15 protein-coding genes are annotated in these 22,570 nt (G+C 68.5%); 5 read left to right on the forward strand and 10 right to left on the reverse strand.

Features of this window, described 5'->3' with window-relative positions:
* Nucleotides 1–5: 5 nt before the first annotated feature.
* The gene (locus ABIB14_RS11095; RefSeq protein WP_354235927.1) at nucleotides 6–2,714 is read right to left on the reverse strand and encodes a bifunctional acetate--CoA ligase family protein/GNAT family N-acetyltransferase; all 2,709 of its coding nucleotides are present in this window, start codon (nucleotides 2,712–2,714) and stop codon (nucleotides 6–8) included.
* A gap of 67 nt (nucleotides 2,715–2,781) precedes the next feature.
* Here ABIB14_RS11095 and ABIB14_RS11100 point away from each other — a divergent pair, with 67 nt between their 5' ends.
* On the forward strand, nucleotides 2,782–5,316 hold the full coding sequence (locus tag ABIB14_RS11100; RefSeq protein ID WP_354235928.1) for a DNA gyrase/topoisomerase IV subunit A: 2,535 nt from the start codon (nucleotides 2,782–2,784) through the stop codon (nucleotides 5,314–5,316).
* A 191-nt stretch (nucleotides 5,317–5,507) separates the two neighbouring features.
* Here ABIB14_RS11100 and ABIB14_RS11105 read toward each other — a convergent pair whose 3' ends face one another.
* Nucleotides 5,508–5,891, reverse strand: coding sequence for a VOC family protein (locus ABIB14_RS11105; RefSeq protein WP_354235929.1), 384 nt, complete (start codon nucleotides 5,889–5,891; stop codon nucleotides 5,508–5,510).
* A 64-nt stretch (nucleotides 5,892–5,955) separates the two neighbouring features.
* On the opposite strand from ABIB14_RS11105, the gene ABIB14_RS11110 reads away from it, so the two are divergent.
* Nucleotides 5,956–6,474: a DinB family protein gene (locus ABIB14_RS11110; RefSeq protein WP_354235930.1), complete on the forward strand. Its 519-nt coding sequence runs from the start codon at nucleotides 5,956–5,958 to the stop codon at nucleotides 6,472–6,474.
* 47 nt (nucleotides 6,475–6,521) lie between these two features.
* Here the strand turns inward: ABIB14_RS11110 and ABIB14_RS11115 are convergent, their stop codons facing one another.
* The 4 genes from ABIB14_RS11115 to ABIB14_RS11130 are packed head-to-tail and all read right to left on the reverse strand — an operon-like array spanning nucleotide 6,522 to nucleotide 13,704.
* The gene (locus ABIB14_RS11115) at nucleotides 6,522–7,520 is read right to left on the reverse strand and encodes a GNAT family N-acetyltransferase (protein WP_354235931.1); all 999 of its coding nucleotides are present in this window, start codon (nucleotides 7,518–7,520) and stop codon (nucleotides 6,522–6,524) included.
* Nucleotides 7,521–7,541: 21 nt separating this feature from the next.
* On the reverse strand, nucleotides 7,542–11,018 hold the full coding sequence (gene cydD / locus ABIB14_RS11120) for a thiol reductant ABC exporter subunit CydD (RefSeq protein WP_354235932.1): 3,477 nt from the start codon (nucleotides 11,016–11,018) through the stop codon (nucleotides 7,542–7,544).
* Nucleotides 11,019–11,024: 6 nt separating this feature from the next.
* The gene (gene cydB, locus ABIB14_RS11125) at nucleotides 11,025–12,074 is read right to left on the reverse strand and encodes a cytochrome d ubiquinol oxidase subunit II (protein WP_354235933.1); all 1,050 of its coding nucleotides are present in this window, start codon (nucleotides 12,072–12,074) and stop codon (nucleotides 11,025–11,027) included.
* Between the two features lie 31 nt (nucleotides 12,075–12,105).
* Entirely contained in the window at nucleotides 12,106–13,704 is a 1,599-nt protein-coding gene (locus ABIB14_RS11130) for a cytochrome ubiquinol oxidase subunit I (protein WP_354235934.1), read from the reverse strand.
* Nucleotides 13,705–13,969: 265 nt separating this feature from the next.
* On the opposite strand from ABIB14_RS11130, the gene ABIB14_RS11135 reads away from it, so the two are divergent.
* The gene (locus ABIB14_RS11135; protein ID WP_354235935.1) at nucleotides 13,970–14,356 is read left to right on the forward strand and encodes a BlaI/MecI/CopY family transcriptional regulator; all 387 of its coding nucleotides are present in this window, start codon (nucleotides 13,970–13,972) and stop codon (nucleotides 14,354–14,356) included.
* Nucleotides 14,357–14,362: 6 nt separating this feature from the next.
* Nucleotides 14,363–15,352 carry a M56 family metallopeptidase gene (locus ABIB14_RS11140; protein WP_354235936.1) on the forward strand — a complete coding sequence of 330 codons (990 nt, stop codon included), beginning with the start codon at nucleotides 14,363–14,365 and terminating at the stop codon, nucleotides 15,350–15,352.
* Between the two features lie 61 nt (nucleotides 15,353–15,413).
* Here ABIB14_RS11140 and ABIB14_RS11145 read toward each other — a convergent pair whose 3' ends face one another.
* Nucleotides 15,414–17,522, reverse strand: a complete 2,109-nt coding sequence (locus ABIB14_RS11145) for a DNA gyrase/topoisomerase IV subunit B (RefSeq protein ID WP_354235937.1) — start codon at nucleotides 17,520–17,522, stop codon at nucleotides 15,414–15,416.
* 227 nt (nucleotides 17,523–17,749) lie between these two features.
* Here ABIB14_RS11145 and ABIB14_RS11150 point away from each other — a divergent pair, with 227 nt between their 5' ends.
* Entirely contained in the window at nucleotides 17,750–17,971 is a 222-nt protein-coding gene (locus tag ABIB14_RS11150; protein ID WP_354235938.1) for a DUF7455 domain-containing protein, read from the forward strand.
* A gap of 165 nt (nucleotides 17,972–18,136) precedes the next feature.
* Here ABIB14_RS11150 and ABIB14_RS11155 read toward each other — a convergent pair whose 3' ends face one another.
* The 3 genes from ABIB14_RS11155 to ABIB14_RS11165 all read right to left on the reverse strand — a co-directional run bounded on the left by ABIB14_RS11155 (nucleotide 18,137) and on the right by ABIB14_RS11165 (nucleotide 22,549).
* Complete coding sequence (locus tag ABIB14_RS11155) at nucleotides 18,137–19,465, reverse strand: RNA polymerase sigma factor (protein ID WP_354235939.1); 1,329 nt, start codon at nucleotides 19,463–19,465, stop codon at nucleotides 18,137–18,139.
* A 254-nt stretch (nucleotides 19,466–19,719) separates the two neighbouring features.
* Entirely contained in the window at nucleotides 19,720–21,099 is a 1,380-nt protein-coding gene (locus tag ABIB14_RS11160) for a DUF4192 family protein (RefSeq protein ID WP_354235940.1), read from the reverse strand.
* Nucleotides 21,100–21,217: 118 nt separating this feature from the next.
* Nucleotides 21,218–22,549, reverse strand: coding sequence for an MFS transporter (locus ABIB14_RS11165; RefSeq protein WP_354235941.1), 1,332 nt, complete (start codon nucleotides 22,547–22,549; stop codon nucleotides 21,218–21,220).
* Between the last annotated feature and the right edge of the window lie 21 nt (nucleotides 22,550–22,570).

Below are 22,570 nucleotides of genomic sequence, written 5' to 3' on the forward strand. Positions count from 1 at the left end.
CGCTGCTAGCTGCGCATGGCGCGCCGCGCCGTGTCGGTGCGCTGGGCGGCGTTCGCAATCCGGACGTCGGCGGCCAGGATCACGGCGCCCTCGGGTCCGGCCAGGACCGGGTTGAACTCCACCAGGGCGATCTCCGGGTGGGTGTCCTTGAGCCGGGCGAGCCGGGCCGCCAGGTCCTCGAGCGCCGCGACGTCGACGGCAGGCAGGCCTTGGTAGCCGAAGAGTTTGCGGGAGGCGCGGGGCGCGCGGATGAAGTCGTGCAGGTCGGCGCCGGAGAGCGGGGGAACGCGGTGGGCCCAGTCGTCGAGCAGGTTGACGGCGTCGCCTGCCAGCCCGAAGGACACCACCGGGCCCAGCAGCGGGTCCTCGATAGCGCGGAAAGTGCACGCCTGACCTACCGGGGCCATGGATTGCACTTCCAGGGACGGCGAGCCGTAGCGCTGCAGCGACGTGCGCATCTGGGCGATGTTGCGGCGCAGCGAGTCGGCGTCCTGGATGTCGAGGCGCACCCCGCCGAGGTCGAGGCGGTGCCGCAGGGCCGGGTCGGTGGTCTTGATCGCCACGGGCCAGCCGAGCCGGTCGGCCGCGGCAACGGCGTCGTCGTCGCTCTCGAAGCCCTCGGAGGCAAGCACTCGGATGCCGTAGCGGCCCAGCAGCTTCGCCGCGGCTGCCGGGTCGAGCCGGACCAGTTGGTCGCCTCCGACGGGCCGGAGCAACTCCTCCAGGTCCTCGTGGGCGGCTTCGGGATCGCAGCCGTCGGGTTCCACGAAGAGGCCGTGGTCGCCGACCACCCACTGGGCGTAGCGGACCACCGCGGCGAGGGCGGCGACGGCGGCCCCCGGGTTGGAGTAGCAGGGCACCGCGGCAGCCGGTTCAGGCGGGGCGTCCTCCGCGGCGGTGCCGACCATGCCTTCGACGTAGATGGAGCGGTCGAGGATGCCGGTGAAGGCCGCCACCACCGGCTTCCCGGCGGCCGCCGAACACTCGGCCAGCACCGCGCCGATCTTCTCGACTGTGAGCCCGCGGGCCGGCAGCAGGGCCACCACCACGGCGTGCACCGACTCGTTGGCCAGCGTCTCCTGCAGGCTGCGCCGCAGCGCCGGCAGCGCCCGCGACACGCCGGTGTCCAGGTCGACGTCGGTGACGATGCGTTCCACTCCCAGCCCGGCCGCGGCCGCACTGTCCGCCACCACCTTGCCGAGCGCACCGGAGTTGCTGAACACGGCGACGCCCGGCCCCTGGGGCAGCGGCTGGCTGGAAACAATCTGTGCCACGTCCATAAGCTCTTCGATCGTCTCCACCCGGGTCACCCCGGACTGGCGCATCATGGCGTCCAGGGCCTCGGGCGGCGCCTGCGTGGTGCGCACCGAATGGCCCGGCGGCAGGTTCAGGCCCATAGCCTCCGACTTGGCCACGATCACCGGTTTGGTCCGCGCCAGCCTCCGGGCCAGCCGGGAAAACTTGCGCGGGTTGCCGATGGATTCGAGGTAGAGCCCGACGGCGGTGGTGTCGGCGTCGTCCTCCCAGAACTGCATCATGTCGTTGCCGGACACGTCGGCGCGGTTGCCGGCCGAGAGGAACGTGGAGAGGCCCACGCGGCGTCGGCTGGAGGCGGCGTACAGCGAAACGCCGATCGCCGCGGACTGGCTGAACAGGCCCAGGGCGCCGCGGCGCGCCAATGACGGCGCCATCGAGGCGTTGAGGGACACGGCGGGGTTGGTGTTGACAATCCCGAGGGACGCCGGGCCGATCACACGCATGCCGTTGGCGCGGGCCTGGCGGACCAGCTCACGCTGCCGGGCGAGGCCGCGTTCGCCGTCGTCCGCGTAACCTGCCGTGGCAAGCACGATGCCCTTGACGCCGGCCTCCCCGCACTCCTGAACCACCTTGGGAACCTCGTCGTACGGGACAGCGATGATGGCGAGCTTGACCGGGCCCGGGACATCGGCGAGCCGGGCGAAGGACAGCATGCCTGCCAGTTCAAGGGCTTCGGGGTTGATCGCGTACACCGGGCCGGTGAAGCAGCCCTCGACGATGTGTTCCAGCAACTGGTAGCCCACGGTGCCCCATCGCCGGCTGGCCCCGATCACAGCCACCGAGTCCGGGGCCAGGAGTTCCTGAATGCTGCGCGCCTCGGCGCGGTGCTCGCGGGACTCCATCACCGCCCGGGACTTGTCCGTCGGGTCGATGTTGAACTCTAGGCTCACGACGCCGTCGTCGAAGTGCCGTTTGACGTCGTAACCGGCGTCCGAGAAGACCATCAGCATCTTGCGGTTCTCCGGGAGCACCTCGGCGCTGAACTTGCGGATACCATGCTCCCGGGCCGCGGCGGCGAGGTGTTCGAGCAGGATGGAGCCGATGCCGCGGCCCTGATGGGCGTCGGCGATGTTGAAGGCCACCTCCGCCTCTTCCGGGTCGTCGAGCCGGTCGTAGCGGCCGATGCCCAGGATTTCGCCGCCGATGGTGATCACGAGGGCCACCCGGTCGTTGTAATCGACCTCGGTGAATCGCTGAAGTTCCTTGGCCGAAAGCCGGGACTTGAACGCGAAGAAGCGCATGTAGATGGAGGTCTGCGACTGGCCCGCATGGAAGGCCTGCACGGCGTCGGCGTCGGCGGGGTGGATGGGGCGAAGATGCGCCGTTCCGCCGTCGCGCAGCACGACATCGGCTTCCCAATGTTCCGGATATACGCCGTCCGCGGGCTGATCCACCATAGGCTTAGCCTAGTCATTAACTTACGCAGCACACGCTCAGTACCCCTTAGAAGGACCGACCAGCCTCATGGCACGCCGCCAAACCACGCCCCCGGCAGGGAAAGCCAACCAGGATTCCGCAGCGAACTTTGTCGAGAACATCGTCGACATCGACGTCACTTCCGAAATGGAAGGCTCGTTCCTGGAGTACGCCTATTCAGTCATCTATTCCCGGGCGTTGCCTGACGCCCGGGACGGCCTCAAACCGGTGCAGCGGCGCATCCTGTACATGATGAGCGAGATGGGTCTGCGCCCGGACCGCGGCCACGTCAAGAGCGCCCGGGTGGTGGGCGAGGTGATGGGCAAGCTGCACCCGCACGGTGACTCCGCCATCTACGACGCCATGGTCCGGATGGCGCAGGACTTCTCGCTGCGGCTGCCCCTGATCGACGGCCACGGCAACTTCGGCTCGCTCGACGACGGCCCGGCCGCCCCGCGGTACACCGAGGCGCGGCTGGCTGCGGCGGCGTTGACCCTGACCGACCACCTCGATGAAGACGTGGTCGATTTCGTCCCCAACTACGACAACCAGCTCACCCAACCGGAGGTGCTGCCGGCGGCGTTCCCGAACCTTCTGGTCAACGGCGCCACCGGCATTGCCGTGGGCATGGCCACCAACATGGCCCCGCACAACCTGGGCGAAGTGGTGGCGGCTGCCCGGCATCTAATCGACCAACCGGACGCCGCGCTCGAAGACATCATGAAGTTCGTCCCAGGCCCGGACCTCCCCACCGGCGGCCGGATCGTGGGCCTGGACGGCATCCGCGACGCGTACGCCACCGGACGCGGCTCCTTCAAGACCCGGGCCAAGGTTGAGATCGAGCAGCTTTCGGCGCGCCGCACCGGCCTGGTGGTCACGGAACTGCCGTACATGGTGGGGCCGGAAAAGGTGATCGAGAAGATCAAGGATGCGGTCAACGGCAAGAAGCTGACCGGCATCAGCGACGTCGTGGACCTCACCGACCGCCAGCACGGCCTGCGGCTCGTGATCGAGCTGAAGAACGGCTTCAACCCGAACGCCGTGCTTCAGCAGCTCTACCGCTTCACGCCGATGGAGGACTCCTTCGGCATCAACAACGTCACCCTGGTCAACGGCCAGCCGCAGACCCTGGGCCTGCTGGAGCTCTTGTCCGTCTACGTCAACCACCGGATCGACGTGGTGCGCCGCCGCACCTCCTTCCGGCTGGGCAAGAAGAAGGACCGACTGCACCTGGTCGAGGGCATGCTCATAGCGATCGTGGACATCGACGAGGTCATCCAGATCATCCGTTCCTCGGACGAGTCCGCGGAGGCCCGCACCCGGCTGATGTCCATTTACGACCTCTCCGAAATCCAGGCCAACTACATCCTGGAGCTCCGGCTCCGGCAGCTGACCAAGTACTCCCGGATCGAGCTGGAGAAGGAACAGGAGGAGCTTCGCCGGGAGATCGCCGAGCTTCAGGCCATCCTCGACTCACCCGAGATGCTGCGGACGCTTGTCTCCGACGAACTCGGCGAACTCGCGGACAAGTACGGCACCCCGCGACGGACCGTCCTGCTCGAATCCGAGGCAGTCTCCCCCACCGTCGCTGCCGCCCTGACGGCAGCACCCGGTGCCAAGGGCAAGTCCGCCCCGCTGGTCCTGGAAATCGCCGACGACCCCTGCTGGGCCATCCTGACGGTGTCCGGCCAGATCGCCCGCACGGCCAACCAGGACGGCCTCGCCGAAACCGGGCCGCGGACCCGGCACGATGTGTTCCGCTCCGTCATCAAGACTTCCGCGCGCGGCGAGATCGCCGCGGTCACGTCGCAGGGACGTATGCTGCGGCTCCAGGTGATGGACATGCCGGTGCTGCCCCCCACCTCGGGCACCCCCAACATGGCCGGCGGCGTCCCCGCCAAGGACTTCATCACCCTGGTCAAGGGCGAATCACTCGTCGCGTTCGCGCCACTGGATGAGGTGCTGGCGATCGGAACGGCGCAGGGCGTGGTCAAGCGCGTCCAGCCGGACTACCCGCTCAACCGCGAAGACTGGGAAGTGATCGCGCTCAAGGACAAGGACACCTTGGTGGGCGTCGAACCGGCCGCCGGCGACGACGTCGAGCTGGTCTTCGTGACGGGCCAGGGCCAGCTGCTGCACTTCAGCGCCGCCGCGGTCCGGCCGCAGGGCCGCACGGCGGGTGGTATGGCCGGAATCAAGCTGGCTGCCGGAGACCAGGTGCTGCACTTCGGCACTGCCGGCTCCTCTGACGACGCCGCCGTGGTGGTCACGATCGCCGGCACCGAAGGCGCCCTGCCCGGTACCGCGCCGGGTGCCGCCAAGGTCACGCCGCTGACGGAATACCCGGCAAAGGGACGCGGCACGGCCGGCGTCCGGGCGCACCGCTTCCTCAAGGGCGAAGACACGCTGCTGCTCGCCTGGGCGGGCCACGGCCCGGCGAAGGCATCCTCCCTGGCAGGGGTTGCACGGTCGCTGCCGGTCGAGCATGGCAGGCGCGACGGTTCCGGCATCCCGCTCTCGCAGGCGATCGACGCGATCGGCCCGAGCATGGCCTGGACCGAGGAACCCGCGGCGGAGGCCTAGGCAAGCACCATCTGCGCCCGTTCGCGAGGGGCCAAGTCCACCCGTTCGCCACAGACGGCCGCTAAAGCGTCAGCTTTCCGGCCACTTGTGGCAAACGGCCACCGATAATCCGCCGGGCGGCACGGCCTGGACCGGCACAGTCCGGTCCCGGACAGCCGCCAAACGCAGCCACCCGGGATCAGCCTGCGGCGCTACATCCCCGAATTCACGTTCAGGATGTTGCCCTCGCTGTCGAGGAACCACGCCGCGGAGTTGCCGTCCGGCAGGGTGGCGATGCCGTCCTCGGTTTTCAGGCCCGGGAAATCGTAGTCCTCGAAGACGACCCCGGCCGCGCGGAGCTCCGCGACCGTGGCCGGCAGGTCAGTGACCATCCATCCGAGCTGGGTGTTCTTTGCCGTTCCGGCGTGGGGCGTCTGGTACAGCATGAACCTGCTGCCGGCGCCGCACGTGTACTGCAGGTTGTCCCCGGCGTCCGGGTTGTCGGGTTCGAGTCCGAGCTTGTCGCGGTAGAAATCGCGTGCGCGGGCGATGTCCGAGGCCGGCAGCACGGCGCCGACAGGTTGATCCTTGAGCATGGCTATGTCCCTTTCCAGGCCCTTCCCCCGGTGCAAACCTTACTCCTTCGCCTAGACTGCCTCCATGCCTATCGTCCCCGATCAAAAAGACTGGACCTGGGTGCTGTCCCGGCCTTGCCCGGAGTGCGGATTCGACGCCTCTGCCATCACCCCTGCGACGACGCCGGGAACACTGGCCAGCATGCTGCCGCGCTGGCGTGCGGTCCTGCGGCGACCGGATGCCTCGGAACGGCCGGACCAGAACACCTGGTCGGCCGTGGAGTACGCCTGCCATGTCCGGGATGTGTTCACCCTCTTCGACTACCGGCTCGATTTGATGGTCACCGAGGACAACGCCCGCTTCGAAGACTGGGACCAGGACCGGACCGCGGTCGAGCAGGATTACGCCGGCGCCGACCCGGCAGCGGTAAGCGCCGCCCTGACGGCCGAAGGCGAGCAGATCGCCGCGTCTTTCAGCCGCGTCCCGGAGCAGGACTGGGGCCGGACCGGCACCCGCAGCAACGGCTCGGAATTCACAGTGCTCACGTTCGCGCAGTACTTCCTGCACGACGTCGTCCATCACCTCCACGATGTGGACGGATAGCGCGTGGACGGATAGCGCGTGGACGGATAGCGCGCGGATGGATTGGGTCAGAACTCCCTGTCCCACGCCATGCTGCTGTTGACCGCTACGTAACCCATTTTCAGGTAGAGCGCCAGGGCTCCGGTAGGATTCTCCGAGTCCACGTCAAGGGCGGCCTTGTCCATTCCGGCTGCGGCAAAGCGGCGCATCGCATTGGCCAGCAGTGCCCGGGCAATCCCGCGGCCCCGGAACTCCGGGCGCACCCCGAGCAGTTCGGTGTAGCCCTCTGTGAAGCCGCGGGACTCGGCGCTTTGGGCGTCGTGGCTGGCCAGCTGGTACCCGGCGACCTTGCCGCCGGCCCTCTCCACCACGACTGCGCTGAGGTCCGGCCGCGCCAGCGGGTCGTTCACCACGAATGCCCAGGCCTCCTGGTCGCGCGGTTCGCTCCCCCAGTGGTCGCGGAACGCGTCGTTGTGCGCCTGCCGGACCGCCTCGTACAGCTCGGGACCGAAGGGCACCAGTTCGAACCCGTCGTCCAGTATGGGCTCGGGCAGCGTGCCGTCCAGGGGTCGGTGCATCTCGCTGTAGTAGCGCACGATCCGGTAGCCGCGGCCCTCGAACAGCGCCGAATGGTGGGTGTGCTGCTGCTCCGTGAATAGCCGCAGCCTGGCAGCCGCGCGGGTCGCGGCATCCGCGGCGAAACGCTGCCGGGTCCGGGCTTCCGTCCAGCCCAGCAGCCCGGACCCGACGCCGGTGCCTTGCCAGGCCGGATCGACGCAGCCAAAGCCGAGCGCTTTCTCGCCGTCGGGGTTCTTGGTGATCCGCCCGTAGGCACGGGCCACGCCCTGCACGTCGAAGCCGAGGACGCTGTTCCCGGCGGTCGGGTTCTTCCGGGACTCAAGGATCTGGGCCAGGTCCTCGCGGCGCTCAAACCAGACGGGCCGTTCGACGGCTGCGGTCCGGGCAATCAGCGCGGCCCAGGCGTCCAGATCCGCGGCGCCGGCGGGCCGCCACGACAAGCGGCCATCCAGGCCGACGCGCGGGTCGTCGTCGCGTGATGCTTTCATGCGAACACGCTAGCGGCCGCCCTAGCCCCGCGCCAGCACCGCCTCGGCCTGCGGTGATCGGGCCAGGTCGAGGTCGAGCCGGCTGTCATCCGGCCTGATGTCCTCCGGATTGTGCGTCACCAGGACCACCGTCCGGCCGGCCAGCCCGCGCCGCAGTTCGACCAGCATGTTCCGGCCCGCTTCCGCGTCGAGGTGGGCCGTGGGCTCATCGAGCAGGATGACGTCGGCGCCGGTGAGCAGTGTCCGGGCCACCGCCAGGCGCTGGCGCTCCCCGCCGCTGAGGAAGGCGCCGCCCGGGCCGATGGGGGTGTCCAGGCCCCGGGCGAGCCGTCCCAGCAGGGGTTCAAGTCCGACGGCGGTTAACGCGTCGCCCAGTTTCCGCTCGAGCGCCGCGGTCCCGGCAGCGTCTACAGGGCGGTCCCGGTCGGGCAGGCCCAGCATCAGGTTGCCCCGGATGGTGGAGTCGAATAGGTGCGCTTCCTGCGGGCACCAGGCTGCGCGGCCTGTCAGGAAGAGCCGGCCGCCCGCGGCCGGCAGGAAACCGAGCATGACCGCCAACAGCGTGGACTTACCGGAACCGGAGGCTCCGGTCAAGGCCAGCCAGCGGCCGGGTTCGGCACTGGCAGAGAGGCCGCCGAACACTTCAGCGCCGCCCGGCCAGGCCGCCGCCAGGTCTTCGAGTTCGACGCCGGGCTGGCCGCCGGGACGCTCAGCCACCGGCACCGGACCGTCGGATGCTTCCGAGGACGCCGGCGCCAGGACGCCGGAGTCGCCGATGCGGCGCAGCACGGAGCGCAGCGCCGGGTACTGGCGGACCGCCGTCGTGATGGCCGAAAAAGGCTCCACGAGCGCCAACTGGAGCAGCACGACGACGGCGACGGTCGACGGTGCCACTGATCCGCTGAGGGCCGGCGGTGCAGCGAGGACCGCGCTGGCCAGGGCCGCGGCCCCGCAGGCCAGCACGGTGACGCCCTGGCCGAGCCCCTCGGCGAGGGCGGAACGCTGCGACGCGGCCGTCGCGGCCCGGTCGTCCCGCGAGATGGCGGCCAGGACCCGGGAACCGACACCGTTGGCGTGGAGTTCGGTGCGGGCGTCCAGAGCTGCCGCGACCCGGCGCAGCACGCCGGAACGCAGTTGCTGTTCAGCGCGGGCGGACATCCGGTCCGTGAGCAGCGCCAGTGCCGGCGCGGCTACGAGGCTGACGACGGCGGCCGCGACAACTGCCGGCAGCGCTACCGGCAGCAGCGCGCCGATGCCCGCGATGGCGGCCGCGCCGACGGCCACGGCCGTCAGCGGCGGCAGGACCACTCGCGGCAGCAACTCCCGGACCGTGTCGACGTCGTCCACCACGGCGCCGAGCACGTTGCCGCCCTGAAGGAGCCGCCGCAGCGAGAGCGCCCGCCTGCTCAGCGACTCCCAGAGCCGGCCGCGAAGCCGGGTCAGTGCGGTGAAGACCGCGTCATGCAGAAGCAGCCGTTCGGCGAACCGCAGGGCGGCGCGGCCCACGCCGAAGAAGCGCACCCCCACGATCGCGGTGAGCAGGTACAGGATAGGGGGCTGTTCGCTGGCCCGGATGATGAGCCAGCCGGACAGCCCGGACAGGGCGACGGCGAACAGCGCGGCGAGGACGCCGACGGTGCCGGCGGCGGCAAATTTCCCGGCGACCGGCGCCAGCAGCCGGCACAGTTGGGCGGCCGCAGTTCTGAAGGGGACAATCCCTCGCCGCGCAGGTCCGGCACCGGCAGTGTCACCTCCGGTCGGGCTGAGGGCGCCGGCATTGGACTGTTCCGGGGCCGGGGCCGGCAGGATTTGCCGCGCAGGGAGCCCGGCGGCCGCTCCCCCGGCCGGGGAGTCAGCCCCGGCCCCTTCGGCGCCGGCGCCTCTCCCGACGCTCACCACTTGGTCGGCCAGTTCCCGGGTCTGCCGGTCGTGGGCGACCAGCAGGACGGTGACCTTCCCGCGCAGTGCTCCGATGGTGCGGCTGACCGCGTCGGCGGACGCACGGTCCAGGTGCGCGGTGGGCTCGTCCAGCAGCAACACCGTGGCGCCGGCTGCGATCCGGGCCAGCCCGCGGGACACGGCCACCCGGCGCAGCTCCCCCGGGCTGAGCTCGGCGGGGTGTTTCGCGGCGAGGTGCCCCGCGGCGCAGGCAGCGAGGCATCGCCGGGCCTCGGCAAGGTCTTCGATGATGTCCTGCGCCGCGGACCGGTCCGGGGGGGTGCCCAGGTAGAGCAGGACTTCCTCGAGGACTGTGGGTTCGACCATTGCGGGGTGCTGCGGCACCCAGGCTAGGTCCGCAGGCGTGAATCCCTCAATCCGGCCGGTGAGCTCCGCGCCTGCTCCCGCGCCGACGGTGCCGGCCAGAACGCCCAGTACTGTGCTTTTCCCGGCCCCGCTGCGGCCGTCCAGGGCGGTGATGGTGCCGGGCGCGGCGGTGAAGCTCAGCGGCCCGACGGCGGCGTCAGCGCGGCCGGCGTAGCGCACGCTCAGCCCGCGGACGGTGACGGCCGGCGGACCCTGATTGACCCGGCCGGCCTGACCGGCGGCCGGGACGAGCGGCGCCGGCTGCGCAGCGTCGAGGACTTCGGTGCTGCCGGCGAGCGCCGCACGGCCGTCATCGCTGGCATGGTGGGCGGTGCCGAGTTCACGCAGCGGAAGGTAGCAGTCGGGGGCCAGGATAAGGGCCAGCAGTCCCGCTTCGAGGGCCATGTCCCCCTGCACGAGGCGGACGCCGATGAAGACGGCGACCACGGCGACTGAGATCGTGGCGATGAGTTCCAGGGCCAGGGCCGAGAGGAAGGCGGTGCGCAGGGTCCCCATGGTCTTGGAGCGGTATTCCTCCGAGATATCCTCGAGGGCCTTGCGTTGGGCGGCGGCCCGGCCCAGGCCCACCAGCACGGGCAGGCCCTTGGCGAGTTCCAGCATGTGGGCGGAGAGCCGGGACAGCGCCGACTGGGCTTCCCGGACCCGGTCCTCGGTGTAGCTGCCGATCAGGATCATGAACAAAGGGACGAGCGGGACGGTCAGTACGACCACCACGGCGCTGATCCAGTCCGCGAACAGGATCCGGACCCCTAGCAGCAGCGGGATGGCGGCGCAGTTCACCAGCGCGGGCAGGAACTGGGTGTAGTAGTTGTCCAGGGCGTCCAGTCCCCTGGTGGCCAGCACGGCAAGCCCGCCGTCGGCCGGCCCGGCGGCGCGGGTCCCGGTGTTCAGGGCCCGTTCCAGCAGCCGTGAGCGCAGCTCCTCCTTGACTCCCAGCGCCGCGCGGCGGGAGGCGACGGCCTGCGCCCACACGGTGAGCGAGCGCAGCACCACCCCGGCGAGGCCCCAGCCCAGCTGCTCGGCCCAGGCGGGGTTGTGGACCATCAGCCCGGCCAGCATGGAAGCGACCGCCTGTCCCATCAGCACGAGGGACAGCGCCTTGAGGGCTGCCAGGAGCCCCAGCAGGTACAGCGCGGAACGGGTGGCGGGGCCGTCGGGGAACTGCGGTTTCATCGGCGGCTAGTCCTTCGTCGCCAGGGCCTTGACGGCGACCGCTGGCAGGAAACTGTGCGCCTCGGGAATGTGGGCGGCACTGACCCGGCGGCGGAACACCCAGTAGGTCCACGCCTGGTACGCCAGGACCAGCGGCAGCCCGACGCAAGCGACGATTGTCATCAGGCCCAGAGTGTAGTCCGAGGAGGACGCGTTCGCGACAGTCAAATTGAAGTCGGAGTTCAGGGTGGACGGCAGCACCACCGGAAAGGCGGCACCGAAGATCGAGGCGCTGCCGAGCAGCAGGAAGGCACCCAGTGCCACGAACGCCCTGCCTTCCGCACCGCGGCGGGCGAAGTTCCAGGCCAGAGCGGCCGCCACCACGGCGACGACGACGGCGGCCACGGTCCAGGGTTTGCCGGCCTGGACCTGCATCACGATGGCCCAGCCGGCGATTGGCAGGAGCAGCACGGGCAGCAACCGCACGAACCATTGCCGGGCCCGGTGCCGGACCTCGCCGTCGGTCTTCAACGCGAGGAAGGCGAGCCCGTGCAGCAGGGAAAAACCGACGACGGCGAGGCCGCCCAGCACGGCGTAACCGGTGAACCAGGCGAACGGGCCGCCCACACGGTCCCCGTTGGCGTTCAGCGGCAACCCCGTGGTGGTCAGCGCCAGGGCGGCGCCGACCCCGAAGACTGCCAGCAGGGAACCAAGGGCAATAGCCCAGTCCCAGCGTGCCCGCCATTGCGGTGTGTCCACCTTGCCCCGGTACTCGAACGCCACAGCCCTAAAGATCAGCGCCACGAGCACCAACAGCAGCGGGAGGTAGAGCGCCGAGAACAGGGAGGCGTACCAAAGCGGGAAGGCCGCGAACGTGGCGGCGCCGGCGGTGATCAGCCACACCTCGTTGCCGTCCCAGACCGGACCGATGGTGTTCAGCAGCACCCGGCGTTCCGTGTTGTTCCGGGCGAAGGTTTTCATGAGCATTCCGACGCCCAGGTCGAAGCCCTCCAGAAAGAGATAGCCCGTCCACAACACCGCAATGACAATGAACCAGATAGTGGGTAGCAGTTCCATGCTGAGTATCCTCTGCGACTTGTTCGGGACGTTAGTAGGCGAAGGCCAGGACGTCGTCGGCTTCGGGCTTCCCGGAGGTCCCGCCCGGCGGGGTCTGGTCCTCGTTTTCGTCCGCCGGGGAGTGGACGAGCTCGGGCATGGCGGAGACCACGCCGCCGCGGATGTACTTGACCAGCAGCTTCACCTCGACCACCAGCAGCACGGCGTACACGGCGGTCAGCACCACCAGGGAGGTCAGCAGTTCGCCGGCGGAGACCCCAGGAGAAACGGCCGCGGCGGTAAACATGAACACCTGGTCGATGCCGTTCAGATCCGGGTTGGGCGCCACCACGAACGGCTGCCGGCCCATTTCGGTGAAGATCCAGCCGGCGGCGTTAGCGCCGAACGGAGCCAGGATGCCGAAGACGGCGAGCCGCATCAGTCCGCGGGAGGCCGGGACGGTTCCGTTGCGGGTGGCCCAGAGGGCAACGAGCGCGGCCAGGGCGGCGACGCCGCCGAAGCCGATCATCATCCGGAAGCCCCAGTAGGTGACTTCCATGACCGGGACGTACTGGATTTCCTGGCCGGCGCGGTCACCGTAGATCGGGTTATCCGGCAGGTGGGTGCCGTAGTCGGCCTTGTACTGGCCCAAAAGGCTGTTCACGCCCTTGACTTCGGTGCTGAAGTTACCCTTGGCCAGGAAGGACAGGACGCCGGGAACTTCGATCACGGCGACGACATCGTCGCAGTTCTTGGAGCCCACATTGCCGATGCTGAGTACGGAGAAGCCGGTGCCGTCGTGGCAGGCGGCCTCGGCCGCGGCCATTTTCATGGGCTGCTGCTCGAACATGAGCTTGCCCTGCAGATCGCCCGTGATCGCGGTGCCGGCGAAGGAGATCATCGCGACAACGGCGCCGATCCGCAGGGAGCGGATCCAGACGGCGTGGTCCGCGCGGTCCCGGCCGGGGATATCCGCCTCGCCGGGGATTACCTTGCCGTCGGGACCTACAGTGTCGATCCCCTCGTGGCGCCGGCGCCACAGGTGGTACCAGGCGATGCCCAGCAGAAACGCCCCGGCGACGGCGAGCGAACCGAAAAGGGTGTGGGGAACCGCCACGAGGGCGGTGTTGTTGGTAAAGACGGCCCAGGCATCGGTCATCACGGGCCGCCCATTAATCATCTCGACGCCCACCGGATGCTGCATCCAGCTGTTGGCCACGATGATGAAGTAGGCGGAGAAGACCGAGCCGATCACGGCGATCCAGAGGCAGGCCAGGTGGATGCCGCGCTTGAGTTGCTTCCAGCCGAAGATCCAGAGGCCCAGGAAGGTGGATTCCACGAAGAACGCCAGCAGCGCCTCCAGGGCCAGCGGCGCACCGAAGACATCCCCGACGAAGCGGCTGTACTCGCTCCAGGCCATGCCGAACTGGAACTCCTGCACGATGCCGGTGGCCACGCCCATAATGAAGTTAATCAGGAACAGCTTGCCCCAGAACTTCGTCATCCGCAGATACTCGGGCTTGCCGGTGCGGTACCAAAGGGTCTGGATCACCGCCACGACCAGGCCGAGGCCGATTGTCAGCGGCACCATCATGAAGTGGTAGACGGTGGTGATGCCGAATTGCCAGCGTGCTATTTCCAAGGCGTCCAAGGCAGTCCCTTTGGCTAGGTTCCCGAGATGTTCTACGTTGCGTAGAAATAAATACTTCTACAGAGTGTAGAACAAGACCACTCCGTCCCGCATTTCAGCGCCGCACGGCGGGGGCCGCCCGCAATGGAACCAGCGACACGCCCGGGGCGCCGTTCTACCTCATGTAGAAAGTGGAAGCAAAACGCGGTAAATTTAAAGTTGAAGCATCCAGCAACCTCCCCGGGCAGCAACAAGGCCCGGGCGGCACTCACGAAGGACGTACGGAATGGCAACGCTCGGCGAACTGGAACGGGCAGTGATGGATCTGCTCTGGGCAGGCCACGAGGCTGCGACCGCGAACACGCTGCGGGACCAGCTCTCGCAAAGCACCCGGGTTCCGGGCGGCACGGAGGGCCACGTGGGCAAGGACCTCGCCGTCACCACCGTGTTGACTGTCCTTTCCCGGCTCGAGCGGAAGGGGCTTGTAGAGCGAGAGCGCGGCACCCGGCCGCACCGCTACCAGGCCGTCTCCAGCCGTGCGGACCACACCGCGGAGCTCATGCACGAGGTGCTCGGATCCGCACCCGACCGCGAGGCCGTATTGGCGCGCTTCATTGGTTCAGTGTCCGCCACGGAGGCGGAAACCCTGCGCAAACTGCTGGAGCACAGCTAACACGGCATGTTCTGGGCCTCATATTTTCTGGCGGTCCTGGCGATAGTACTGGCCTGGCCGGTCCCTATCCTTCTTTCCCGTGCCCAGTGGCCGGCGCGCTCGCCCTCGACCGCGATGCTGCTCTGGCAGGCGATCGCCCTGGCCGGCGGCCTGTCCATGATCGGCGCCATGCTTGTCTACGGACTGGAACCGGCCGGGCACACCCTCCTGGCCGGCCTCCGGTCGCTGGCGGGCATGGTTTTCAATAATGAACCCACCACGGTGCTGGGATTCTGGCACATCTTCGCTCTCTCCGCTGCCGCCCTGTTGAGCGCCCACCTGGTCTTCACACTGTTGCTCACCTACTACAAGATCCAGCGCCAGCGGCGGAGGCACCGCGAACTCCTCGCCCTGCTGGCCTCCCCCTCGGCCGACCGCCCCCGGACTATGGTTATCAGCCACGATTCCCCTGTGGCCTACTGCCTGCCGGGCGGCGCCCGGTCCGTCACGGTGCTCTCGGACGGGCTGATGGCAGCCCTGGAACCGGACGAGCTGCGCGCGGTCATCATCCACGAAAACGCCCACCTGAGCCAGCGCCACCATCTGCTGCTGTGGGCGTTCGCGGCCTGGCGGCAAGCCCTGCCTTGGTTACCGACCACCCGGCTCGCGCAGGAAGCGGTCAGCTCCCTGATCGAGATGCTGGCTGACGACGTCGCGCTGCGGACAGAAAGCAAAGCCAGCCTGATCAAGGCGATCGCGATTGTGGCGAGCGGCGCCGCCAGTACCAGCGGCGCCTCGGAGGCACGGATGGCTTTTGGCGACGCCTCGGCGGCGTCCGACGCCTATCAGCCCGGTGCCACCGGCGGCTCTGCGGTGATTACCGCCTCGCGGGTCAGCCGGCTGCTCACTCCCCTGCCGCCGCTGCCCGCGCCGCAGCGTTACGCGGTGCTTGCCGCCTGCCTGCTGTTGTTGGCCCTGCCTACCGCCCTGCTGGTCGTCCCCGGCCTGCTCGGCTGAGCCCCCTGATTGCGGGCCGGGGGCCAGGGCAGCGGCCCGGGCGGGTCGCGGTCCGGGCGGGTCAGGCGTCGATGCGTTCCCGGTCCAGGCCCGCAGCCCCGGCAATTATGAAATCCTTGCGGGGCGCCACGTCGGAGCCCATCAGCAGGTCGAAGGTCTCCTCGGCCTGCTTCGCGTTATCGATCCCGACCTTGCGCAGGGTGCGGTGCCGCGGGTCCATCGTGGTCTCCGCAAGCTGTTCCGCATCCATTTCGCCCAGACCCTTGTAGCGCTGGATCGGCTCCTTATAGCGCTTGCCTTCCTTGGCGAGGCGGGCCAACAACTCGTGCAGCTCCGCCTCCGAGTAGGTGTAGATCATCTCGTTGGCCTTCTGGCCGGCGTTGATGACCTCTACCCGGTGCAGCGGCGGAACGGCGGCGAAGACGCGGCCCTGCTCGATCATCGGGCGCATGTAGCGGAAGAATAAGGTAAGCAGCAGGGTCCGGATGTGGGCGCCGTCGACGTCGGCGTCGGTCATCAGGATGACCTTGCCGTAGCGGGCGGCGGTGATATCGAAACTGCGGCCGGAGCCGGCACCGACCACCTGTATCAGGGCCGCGCACTCGGCGTTGGAGAGCATGTCCCCCACCGAGGCTTTCTGGACGTTCAGGATCTTGCCGCGGATCGGCAGCAGCGCCTGGAAATCGGAGGAGCGCGCCAGCTTGGCGGTGCCCAGCGCGGAGTCACCCTCCACAATGAACAGTTCCGAGCGGGCGACGTCGTCGGTCCGGCAGTCCGCGAGCTTGGTGGGCATCGAGGAAGTCTCCAGTGCATTTTTCCGCCGCTGCGTCTCCTTGTGGACGCGGGCCGAGATGCGGGACTTCATCTCGCTGACGACCTTTTCCAGCAGCAGCGCCGACTGGGCCTTGTCGCCGCGGTTGGATGAGGTGAGCTTGGCGTTGATCTCCTGCTCCACCACCTTGGCCACGATGGCCCGGACGGCGGAGGTGCCCAGGATTTCCTTGGTCTGACCCTCGAACTGCGGCTCGGCGAGCCGAACCGTCAGCACGGCCGTCAAGCCGGCGAAGATGTCGTCCTTTTCGATCTTGTCGTTGCCGGCCTTTAGCTTGCGCGCATTCGTCTCCACAGCCTTACGGAAGGTCTTGAGGAGGGCCTGTTCGAAGCCGGACTGGTGTGTTCCGCCTTTGGGGGTGGAGATGATGTTGACGAAGCTGCGCACCGTGTTGTCGTAGCCGATACCCCAGCGCAGGGCGACGTCCACCTCGCAGTCGCGTTCCACTTCGGCCAGTTGGCTGTGGCCGCGCTCGTCCAGGACGGGAACGGTCTCCTTGAACTTGCCGGCGCCGTGCAGCCGCCAGATGTCCGTGACGGCTGGGTCTGCGGCGAGGAAGTCGACGAATTCGGAGAGGCCGCCGTCGTGGTGGAAGATTTCCTCGTGCCGGCCGAGCTCCCCCGGGGTGCCGGCGGCCTTGCGCTCATCCTGCACGGTGAGCTTCAGTCCGGGGACCAGGAAGGAGGTCTGGCGGGCGCGGTCCGCGAGCTCGTTGTAGGAGAACTTCGCATCCGGCGTAAAGATCTGCCGGTCCGCCCAGTAGCGGATCCGGGTGCCGGTGACACCGCGCTTGGCTTTGCCGATGACGTCGAGCACGGAGCCGTCGACGAAAGGCTCGAACACGGCCGCCGGATCGGGTTTGGTGCCCGGGTCCTTGAAGCGGCCCGGTTCACCCCGTCGGAACGACATTTTGTAAGTCTTGCCGCCGCGGTCCACTTCGACGTCCAGCCGGGAGGACAAGGCGTTCACAACCGAGGCGCCGACGCCGTGCAGGCCGCCTGAGGCGGTGTACGAACCGCCGCCGAACTTCCCGCCGGCGTGCAGTTTGGTGAAGACGACTTCGACGCCGGTGAGCCCGGTCTTCGGTTCGACGTCGATCGGGATGCCGCGGCCGTCGTCGTGGATTTCGACCGAGTTGTCGGCGTGCAGGATGATCTTGATGTCGTGGCCGAAACCGGCGAGGGCTTCGTCGACTGAGTTGTCGATGATTTCCCAGAGGCAGTGCATAAGACCGCGGGAGTCCGTCGAGCCGATGTACATGCCCGGGCGTTTGCGGACGGCCTCCAAGCCTTCCAGCACGGAGAGATGCCGGGCGGTGTAATCAGAACTTGGTGCCACGGGTTGGAAACTCCTTCGGAATGAAACGTGAACGACGCTCTTCCTAGGTTAGTCGGCTTGCCGCCGGACTCCGGGTTGCCACTCCCCGGGGGGACGACACAGTGGACAACGCAGCGACAGCCGTTACTGAGACGTGATACGCGGACAGCGAACTTGACCCATCCTTGCCATGGAATCGCTGCGAATGCTGGTTATATAGGTGTATCGATCTACCAAGGAGGCCGAACATGACAGCAGCAGTTGCGGATCGCACACTCACCACCGTTGACCGGTGCGACCGTTGCGGAGCCCAGGCATACGTCCGGGTTGTTCTCGGAGCCTCCGGCGGTGAACTGCTTTTCTGCGCCCACCACGCACGCGCCGTAGAACCGAACCTCAGGCCGCTCAGTTCGGACTGGCACGACGAATCGGGCCGCCTCCACGAGAAGGCAGCCGTTCCGGTCGACTAGGCGTCCACCAAGGACACGAAGGAAGGGCCCCTCCGCAAGGAGGGGCCCTTCCTTTGTTAACCTGCCTGACACGACGCAACGCGGGGTCACTTCCGGCCCTGAATCCGAGGATTATGGGGCGGCAGTAAACCCCGCGTTGGCTGGGTTGGTGCTTCGTGCCGGTGCTTAGTCGAGGTAGTCGCGGAGAACCTGTGAGCGGGACGGGTGGCGCAGCTTCGACATGGTCTTCGACTCGATCTGGCGGATGCGCTCGCGCGTTACGCCGTAGACCTTTCCGATTTCGTCTAAAGTCTTCGGCTGTCCGTCGGTCAGCCCGAAACGCATCGCCACGACGCCGGCCTCGCGTTCGGAGAGCGTGTCCAGGACCGAGTGCAGCTGCTCCTGCAGCAGCGTGAAGCTCACGGCGTCGGCCGGAACCACTGCCTCCGAGTCCTCGATCAGGTCGCCGAATTCGGAGTCGCCATCCTCGCCCAGCGGGGTGTGCAGCGAGATGGGTTCGCGGCCGTATTTCTGGACCTCGACGACCTTTTCCGGGGTCATGTCCAGCTCAAGGGCCAGCTCTTCCGGGGTCGGTTCGCGGCCGAGGTCCTGCAGCATCTGGCGCTGGACGCGGGCCAGCTTGTTGATGACTTCCACCATGTGCACCGGGATACGGATGGTCCGGGCCTGGTCGGCCATGGCACGGGTGATGGCCTGGCGGATCCACCAGGTGGCGTAGGTGGAGAACTTGAAGCCCTTGGTGTAGTCGAACTTCTCGACCGCGCGGATCAGGCCCAGGTTACCTTCCTGGATCAGGTCCAGGAACAGCATGCCGCGGCCGGTGTAGCGCTTGGCCAGCGAAACCACGAGGCGGAGGTTGGCCTCCAACAGGTGGTTTTTGGCGCGCTTGCCGTCATGGATGACGAACTCAAACTCGCGCTTGAGCTTCGGGTCCATGGAACCGTCGTCGGCGTTGATTTTTTCCTCGGCGAAGAGCCCGGCCTCAATCCGGAGGGCCAGGTCGACTTCCTGCTCGGCGTTCAGCAGGGCCACCTTGCCGATCTGCTTAAGATAGTCCTTGACCGGGTCGGCCGTGGCGCCGGCGGACATTACCTGCTGGACCGGGGCGTCATCGTCGTCGGCATCGGAGTAGACAAAGCCGGAGCCGGTGGTGGCTGCAGCAGCTTTGCCGGCTGTCTCTTCGCCGTCTTCGCCGAGCTCGGTGGCATTGGGGTTAGCCTCATCGAGGTCCTCGTCGGACTCATCGGAGTCCTCGTCCCGGGACTTGCTCGCGGCTTCGGCCGCGGCTTTGGCGCCGGGCTTGGGTCCGCGTTTCTTGGGCGCAGGCTTGGCTGCTGCCGGCGCGGCGTCATCGCCGGCGGGAGAGGCAGCGTCTTTTGCAGCCTTGTTGGCTGAACGTGTGGCGGCACGTTTGGCGTTTGCCGCCGCCTTCTTCTCCTCGGGAGACAATACTGCCTGGTCGGCGGGTTCCTTCTTCGCGGAAGACGGGGTCACAGAAAACCTTTCTAGCGGCGGTCTGTGGAATCACCATACGGGCAACACCACTATGACCCTGTCAAGTCCGTGTTTTACATCAGGCGCAATCACGACCAGCAGAGTCACTTACTACAACTGCCGGGGCGACCGTAATGTTCCCTGTTTCCAAGGTTCACTACCCGCACTCGATACACGGACCCAACCGGGTCTCGGCAACCATTGTCTCACGATTTTCCGGATCTGGCCCTCGACGCTGCCGGACCCGCCGGGGCTCAGGCCGCGTCCGGATCGAACTTCTGCCAGGCAGCGTCCCTCCTGCGGGCCCAGCCGCAGAGGGTTCCGCGGCGAACCAGCTCTGCCAGCAACTCCGCAAGCCGGTAACCGGGCTGTTCGACGGCGGCCGAAGTGAACAGCGCGTCGGCGAAAGATCCCCGGCCGCGGCACCATTCAATCCAACCCCGGGCGGTGAGCGACGCGGCCCGGGCTTCGCCGCCCCCGCAGTCGCCGAGGCGCACGAGGACCCGGTCGAGTGCGCCCAGCCACGCCCAGTCGGGCACCGCCGGTTCGACGCCCAGGAGAACGTCCCCGTAGCCCGGGGTCCGCGCGGCCGTGCCTGCCCCTCCGGCCATACCACCGGCGGCCGTGGAGTCCGCCGCCGCCGGCCCGGTGACCGGTTGTGCCGCCGGGAACCCGTCGAGCCCGGGCAGAGGCGCAGGCCTGCCCGGGCCGCCCTCGAAGATGCAGAACTCCTCCGCGCCGGCTTCGGCGGCGCCCCGCCCGGCAGCGGCCATCACGAGAACCGCATCGCGCCACGCTGCCACGCGCAATGTGGCCCTCAGATAGCCGGCCAGGCCGGGCGGCAGCGTGGTGGGCCCCGGGCCGTGCACGGCGGTGGTCCCCGGGCCCGGCAGGGCGGACTTCCGCGGGGCTGACCGCCGTGCCGGTCCGCCGTCTGCCGGGCACCCGGCGGCAAGGAGCACCCGCGCCCATACGTCCAGCACCGCACCGAACTGCGCCCGGTCCCGCCAACGACCCGAAAATTCCCGCACCCAACGCTCCTCGGCCTCCAGCACGGCCGGCTCGCTCCGATCCGCGGCGGCCGCGGAAGCTCCCGGGGCCGCGCCTACGCTACTGCCCCGGAAGACGAGTTCGGCGTTGAGGCGGCTGTTCCTGATTTCTTCTATCGGCCGCCCGGCCGGCGGGCAGCAGGAGGCATCGGTGCAGTAGGCATTGCGCCAGAACCGTTCCCCGATCAGCCAGGCGTCGCGGACCGGCAGGGCCGCCGCCCCAAGGACCCGCTCCAGCTCGCGCAGGAGTCTGGCCAGCGCTGGTGAGCCCGGGCCGCCGCCGCCGTCCCCCGCCGCGCCGTCCGCCCGGTCGTTGCCGCACGGCCCGGAGAAGATGGCGAGCAGGGTGCCGTCGGCGTCGTCGTCGGCCTCAAGATAGTCACGGACGTTCCGGGCAAACGCGGTCAGCCCGGGCCCGCGGCACCGCGATGGTCCGGGGAGATCGACGCGCAGCGTGGCGCCGAGCCGTTTACCCTGCATGGTCATGGCGACGAGGCTGTTGGCCGGCCAGTAGCCGAGCGAATGCGGGATGAACCCGAGGATGTCTTCAGGGCCGGTGACTTTCAGATGATCGGGAGCTGTCATAGGCCCAGCGTCGCCCGCGCCGGCCAGCGGCGTCAGCCCCGCAGCCTCCCTATGTGGACAGCGCTGCGGACGAACACCGTTGACGGGTTCTGTGGACGAGCGGCGCGGACGGGTCCTGTCAGGGGTCGCGGCGGCGCTCCGCGGCGGGACGGCGCCGCCCCGCCAACGTCTTGAGCAGCGGCGGCACCACGACGCCCTGCGCTGCCATCTGCCGGCGCACCTTCCGTCTGATCACCAGGATGGCCCCGGCGCCGCCCGCCAGCAGCACGAACTGAACACAGAACGCCAGCCGGAACGCGTCGAGGCTGTAGAGCCCGGCCGGCGAGAACCCGGCCAGGTGCAGGGCGTCCAGAGTCACCCCGATCAGGAAGATGGCCAGCAGTGCGGCCATGAAACCGCCCACGTTCACGATTCCGGTGGCAGTCCCGATCCGGTGGGCTGGGTTGAAGGTCCGGGCGAAGTCGAACCCGATCATCGAGCCGGGACCGCCGACGGCCAGGACCACCACGAGGCTGGCAAGCAGCCATAGCGGAGAACGGGCCGGCTGCAGCAACACCGCGGCCCAGGCGGCAGCAGTGGCACCGGAGATCAGCAGCACCATGGTGGAGCGGCGCAGAGGGTGGCGGGCCACGAAGCTGCCCATCAGCGGCCCGGCGGCAATCGCGGCGGCCACGTAAAGGGCCATCAGGGCCGACGCGGTGACAGCGTCAAGCCCCTGGGCCGAGAGCAGGAAGGGATAGCCCCAGGTCATCGCGAACACGGTGCCGCTGAATTGCACCGTGAAGTGGCTCCACATCCCCAGCCTGGTGCCCGGCTGCCGCCAGGCGGCGGAGAGTGAAACACCGGTGGCCCGGAGCCCCTGGGACGGTTTCGGGGCGGGATGTCCGGGTGGCAGGTCCTGTAACAGCACCAGCACCAGCACGACGGCGAGCCCGGACATGCCGGCCAGGGTCAGGAAGGCGGGGGTCCAGCCGGCGGCGTGCAGGATGATCGCGAACGGCACCACGGAAAAGAGCTGGCCGAGCTGACCGGACATGCCCGTGAGCTGGGTGAGCAGCGGCACCTTGGACGGGGCGAACCAGAGCGGGATGAGCCTGATCACGGAGACGAAAGTCATCGCATCCCCGGCGCCCACCAGCACACGGCCCAGGACGCCGCCGGGGATGCTGTCGGCGAACGCCAGCTCGAGCTGGCCGAGACCCATCAGGACGGCACCGCCGGCAAGCATGGCGCGCGATCCGAAACGGTCCACGAGCACCCCGACCGGGATCTGCAGGGCTGCGTAGACCAACAGCTGCAGGACGGTAAAGAAGGAGATCTGGGCGGCGCTGGCGTGGAAACGTTCAGTAGCTTCCAGCCCCACGACGCCGAAAGAGGTGCGCTGGCTGACCGCCACCAGATACGCGAAGACCCCGATGATCCAGATCAGCCAGGCGCGGGGGTAGGTCACTCCCTCATTATGCCCCGTTGG

This window comes from Arthrobacter sp. UYEF3, assembly GCF_040546245.1.
In the GTDB taxonomy this organism is placed as follows: domain Bacteria; phylum Actinomycetota; class Actinomycetes; order Actinomycetales; family Micrococcaceae; genus Arthrobacter.